This is a genomic window from Methanooceanicella nereidis, from assembly GCF_021023085.1.
Taxonomy (GTDB): Archaea; Halobacteriota; Methanocellia; order Methanocellales; family Methanocellaceae; genus Methanooceanicella; species Methanooceanicella nereidis.
The window spans coordinates 1-5,664 of record NZ_PGCK01000020.1 but is presented as its reverse complement, the minus strand read 5'-3'; the positions used below and the strand labels follow the sequence as shown (position 1 = coordinate 5,664).

The following is a 5,664-nucleotide window of genomic DNA, read 5'->3' as shown; positions in this document are numbered from 1 at the left end:
ATTTTTTATAATTTGGGTGGTTTTTTGGTTGGTTTGGCGGCTTATTGCCGTTCCCGGGGACTCGCGTACCTCAGTACAGGGCATTACGTGTGCGGGCTTAACTTCCGGGTTCGGGATGGGACCGGGTGTTTCCCCGCAGCTATGGCCGCCAAAACCAGCCTTGTGATTGTGATCTGGTGTTTTTTGCCATAACGATTGGCATATACTGTTTTTTTGTTTGCTATGTGCATGTATTCTTGTTTTGTTTGGTCTTTGGATTTCGCTTTGGAATGCGATGTTTTGTTGGTTTTGTCTTTGTGATTCTTGTTTGTTGTCTTGTGCTTTGTTTTTGGTTTTTGGCGGTTTGGGTGGTTAGTGGTCGCGGGCTAAACACATCGTTGCCTTTGTGCGTACACCCCGACTCTATCAAACCCGTCTTTTACGGGAACCCTATGTTGGTCTCTTTTTCGGGTATTTTTCGGGCTTAGATGCTTTCAGCCCTTACAATTTAGCGCGTAGCTGCTCTGCAATGCCTTGTCAGACAACAGATCGACCAGAGGCGCCGTTGCCTTGTTCCTCTCGTACTAAAAGCAACTTCCCGTCAGACCAACAACACCCCTAACAGATAGTAACCGACCTGTCTCACGACGGTCTAAACCCAGCTCACGATCTCCTTTAATAGGCGAACAACCTCACCCTTGGCAGCTGCTGCACTGCCAGGATGGAAAGAACCGACATCGAGGTAGCAAGCCGCCGGGTCGATATGTACTCTTGCCGGCGACGACTCTGTTATCCCCGGGGTAGCTTTTCTGACATCAATAGCCCCCACCTCGGAGGCATAGTGGTTCGTTATACCCGACTTTCGTCTCTGAAATCCTCGTTGTGCGGATTTCAGTCAAGCCAACTTATGCTATTACACTCTCGGTCGAGTTTCTGACTCGATTGAGTTGACCTTAGGGCGCCCTCGATATCTTTTCGAGGGCGTGCCGCCCCAGCCAAACTGCCCACCTATCGGGGTCCTCCTCTCGGAGTTAGGGTCGTAACCACAGAAGGGTAGTGTCTCATTGTTCCCTCCGCCCAGGCTGGCGCCCGGGTTTCGACGGGTACTACCTACGCTGCACATCCATGATCACAACCCAGCGACAGGTTGCAGTAAAGCTCCACGGGGTCTTCACTTCCCATTAGGGGTCCCTAGACTCTGCACTAGGATGTAATGTTCACCGGCGCCTGGCCAGGGACAGTAGAGCACTCATTGATCCATTCATGCAAGCCGCCAATTAAGCGGCAAGGTACTACGCTACCTTAAGAGGGTTATAGTTACCCCCGCCGTTGACAGGCCCTTCTTCCCACTGTACTGAGTTTTCAGGTACCTGCACTGGGCAGGATTCACTGATCGTACTAGACTTTACAGTTTGGCGATCAGCTATGTTGTTATTAGACAGTTAGTGCTCCCTCGTCACTGCGACCTGCTTTCTTCAAAGCAGGCACTCCTTATCCCGAAGTTACGGAGCTAATTTGCCGAATTCCCTTGGCCAGGGTATGCCGACACGCCTTAGTCTTCTAAACTAGGGGCACCAGTGTCGGATCTTGGTACGGATCTTACGTTCCCTTTTCATGGGCTCCGAGCGTGACACGGCTTACGTCATCACACTTTATCTTCCTTCTCAGCGTTACGCTTCTCCAGAAAACTATGATGCTTGAACAGGACGACGGTCCTGCCCGTGCGAGCTCCAAGCGTCAGTTTCACTACGTAAAAGTACAGGAATATTAACCTGTTTCCCTTTTGACACACTCCGATTAAGGTGCATCTTAGGACCGACTAACCCTCGGCTGACGATCATTGCCGAGGAAACCTAGCCCTTTCGGCGGCAGGGATTCTCACCCTGCTATGCTGCTACTAATGCCAAGATTTTCGTCTCCGACCGGTCCACAGGACCTTACAGCCCTGCTTCTGCCCAGCCGGAACGCCTCCCTACGGAATTATCTTTCGATATCCCTGGGTCTCGGTAGTCGGCTTTAGCCCCGTCCATTTTCGGGGCCCCAAACCTCGACTGGTAAGCTGTTACGCTATTTTTAAAGGGTAGCTGCTTCTAAGCTCACCTCCCAGTTGTCTAGGGCTTGGGACGCCCTTCAGTGTTGACACTTAGCCGACATTTAAGGACCTTAACCCAGGTCTGGGTTGTCTCCCTTACGGACTAGAAGCTTACCCCCCAGCCCGGACTGCCCACCATCTACGGCGAAGGCGACTTTGGAGTTTGACAAGAGGACGAGCAGTTTCCCGCCCGGCTCCCCTAATCAGTGCTCTACTTCGCCCACTACCTCCGGTGAGGTCATACTTCGATATGTTTCGGAAGGAACCAGCTGTTTCCAAGTTCGATTGGACTTTCACCCCTAGGCGCAGGTCACGCGAACGATTTGCATATCAGTACCGCTAACGATCCTCCACGTAACTTTCGTTACGCTTCAATCTGCCCACGTCTAGATCACCTGGTTTCGGGTCGTGACCTAATGACTCCACGCACTTGTATACGTCGCACCTCATTGCTTGCGTGCTTGTCGCTTTCGCTTCGGCTCCTTACCTTCGTAATTAGCCTCGCCATTCGATCACACTCCTTGGCCCGTTCTTCAAAACGTACGACAGAACGTTGGCAACACGCTTCGTACAACAGCCTCGCGACTGCTTCCTTCAGCGTGAAGATCCTTTAACGCCCTGTCCCTCAATCACCATTTGGTTTCAGGCTCTTTTAACCTCCCTTCTCAGGGTACTTTTCAGCTTTCGATCACTCTACTATTGCGCTATCGGTCTCGAGATATATTCAGTTTTGGAGGCAGGTGTCCCCCAAGATTCCCGCGAGATATCCGACCCACGGTACTCAGCACACGATCACATCCTTCTTGTTACGATCACGGGACTATCACCCTCTATGGTTCCCCGTTCCAGGGGAATTAACCTCACAAGGATAGGACTAAAAGACCAGGCTACAACACCACATCTCCACACCCCTTCCGGGGGGGATTCAGTTTGAACAAAAAGCCGTTTTCACTCGCCGTTACTAGCGGCATCTCAAATTTGATTTCTTCTCCTGCCCCTACGCAGATGTTTCAACTCGGGGCGTTCCCGACCCTTACGGGTCATACAGGAGTTCCCATTAGGAAATCCAGGGATCAAAGGTTCCATGCGCCTCCCCCTGGCTTATCGCAGCTTGGCACGTCCTTCATCGGTTCTCGAGCCCAGCCATCCACCAAACGGCATAGCAACGCCAAAAACTCTTTTACTAGTTTACAAGATCCAAACAAAAGTTATGTTCGGACAATACCACTGTTTGACATCACAATCCAATTCAGCGTCCAAAGACTTATCATACACACAGCATCACTTACAAAACACTCGTCGGACTACAATTTACTTCATGTGTTTTGTATCAACATCTTCCCCACCCAAAACATGGGTAGGTGCACCAAATATGAAATCTACATTTTTAATTATGTTTTTAATTTTGCCGTCCACACGTGGACGGATCATCAGTGAAATGATGAAAGTGACATATACATATATATTTTATACGAACGCTCCCGGTCCGTATCGTTTCGCACGTTGTTACCCGTGCGCAGGCATCCTACAAGCACTTCTTCGTATATATATCCTTCGATTCTTCTTTTTCGTTTTTCGAAGCGCTCGTAAGCGTTAATATTGGTGTTAGTGGACTTGCTGGGATTTGAACCCAGGGCCTCCGCCTTGCAAAGGCGGCGCTCTTCCAACTGAGCTACAAGCCCCCAATGCAGGCATTCAGAGCATCAAGTTAAGCTCTCGTTCTAACACGGTTTTTGCCATAAACTTTCTTTTTGCTTTTGATCGGTTGTTTTTCGACTTCTGACTAGTATAGGTCATATTTGAGCGGCGTGGTCTTGCAGATCCACGCCTAACAAATTTCAGCCGTGGGGCTGAAAATTGATTTCGTTAGGAGGTGATCCAGCCGCAGATTCCCCTACGGCTACCTTGTTACGACTTAACCCCCCTTACAGAGCATAAATTCGAGCCTTCCAAGAAAGAAGGCCCTCATTCAAACCCCACTCGGGTGGTTTGACGGGCGGTGTGTGCAAGGAGCAGGGACGTATTCACCGCACTGTTTTGAAATGCGATTACTACGGATTCCATCTTCATGAGGGCGAGTTACAGCCCTCAATCCGAACTAAGGATAGGTTTAAGAGATTGACGTCACCTTTCGGTGTAGTTACCCACTGTCCTATCCATTGTAGCCCGCGTGTAGCCCGGGATATTCGGGGCATACTGACCTACCGTCGACCACTCCTTCCTCTGACTTAGCGCCAGCGGTCTCCACCGTGTACTCATCAACCCCAAGGGGTTATGTTAGCAACAGTGGACATGGGTCTCGCTCGTTGCCTGACTTAACAGGACGCCTCACGGTACGAACTGACGGCGGCCATGCACCTCCTCTCAGATAGTCCGGCAAGGTCTTCAGCCTGGCCTTCATACAACTGTCGATCCCGGTAAGCTGTCCGGCGTTGAGTCCAATTAAACCGCAGGCTCCACCCGTTGTGGTGCTCCCCCGCCAATTCCTTTAAGTTTCAACCTTGCGGTCGTACTTCCCAAGTGGCTCGCTTCACGGCTTCCCTACGGCACCACAGCAATTCACGACTGCTGTGACACCTAGCGAGCATCGTTTACGGCTAGGACTACCCGGGTATCTAATCCGGTTCGTGCCCCTAGCTTTCGTCCCTCACCGTCGGACCTGTTCTGGTAAGACGCCTTCGCCACCGGTGGTCCCCAAAGGATTACAGGATTTCACTCCTACCCCCTGAGTACCTCTTACCTCTCCCAGTCCCAAGCAATGTAGTATCCCGCGGACGCCCAACGGTTAAGCCGCTGGATTTCCCACAGGACTTGCAAAGCCGGCTACGGACCCTTTAGACTCAATAATATCGGCCACCACTCGAGCCGCCGGTATTACCGCGGCGGCTGGCACCGGTCTTGCCCGGCCCTTGCTAACAGCTGTTTTTTAGACAGCTGGACAGACACACATTATGCGTGCCACTCGATGTTCCCTTATCGCAGTTGCCTGCATTGTAAAGTTTTCGCGCCTGCTGCGCCCCGTAGGGCCTGGATTCGTGTCTCAGAATCCATCTCCGGGCTCTTGCTCCCACAACCCGTACTGATAATCGGCATGCCGGTACGTTACACCGGCATCAACCTAATCAGCCGCAGACCCATCCAAAGGCGCCGGAACTTTAAATCACCGCACAAATTCCAGTAGCGGTGACCTATCCGGTATTATCCCCAGTTTCCCGGGGTTATCCCAGACCTTTGGGCAGGTTGTCCACGTGTTACTGAGCAGTACGCCGAGGCCATAACACCTCTCGACTCGCATGGCTTAATCGAACACCGATAGCAGTGACCTCTGGCAGGATCAACCAGAATTAAAACACACTAACTTATCCTGCAAGAGAAAATATTACTAAAGGAATATATCTGACGAGTACAAAACACCAAACTTACCATGATTGTAGATACAATGGCACGTTTGATACACGTACACACTCGATACAAACCAACTAGCATACGCAAACAAACACAACGTACACCAGCCAGAAAATATCGAACAACCAACCAAACATCAGAGATCGCGATAACACCAACAAACAGGTGCACCCCTCGACTCCTCACTA

Annotated in this window: 1 tRNA gene and 3 rRNA genes; all 4 read right to left on the bottom strand. The window is 50.9% G+C overall.

Annotated features, from left to right (window positions below):
- Nucleotides 1-31 precede the first annotated feature (31 nt).
- Nucleotides 32-153: ribosomal RNA gene (gene rrf, locus CUJ83_RS15455) — 5S ribosomal RNA — on the bottom strand.
- Between the two features lie 179 nt (nt 154-332).
- Nucleotides 333-3,246: ribosomal RNA gene (locus CUJ83_RS15450) — 23S ribosomal RNA — on the bottom strand.
- Nucleotides 3,247-3,680: 434 nt separating this feature from the next.
- Nucleotides 3,681-3,753 (bottom strand) — tRNA-Ala (locus tag CUJ83_RS15445).
- Between the two features lie 186 nt (nt 3,754-3,939).
- Nucleotides 3,940-5,416 (bottom strand): 16S ribosomal RNA (locus tag CUJ83_RS15440).
- Together the 16S, 23S and 5S rRNA genes with 1 tRNA gene alongside form the textbook arrangement of a ribosomal RNA operon.
- Between the last annotated feature and the right edge of the window lie 248 nt (nt 5,417-5,664).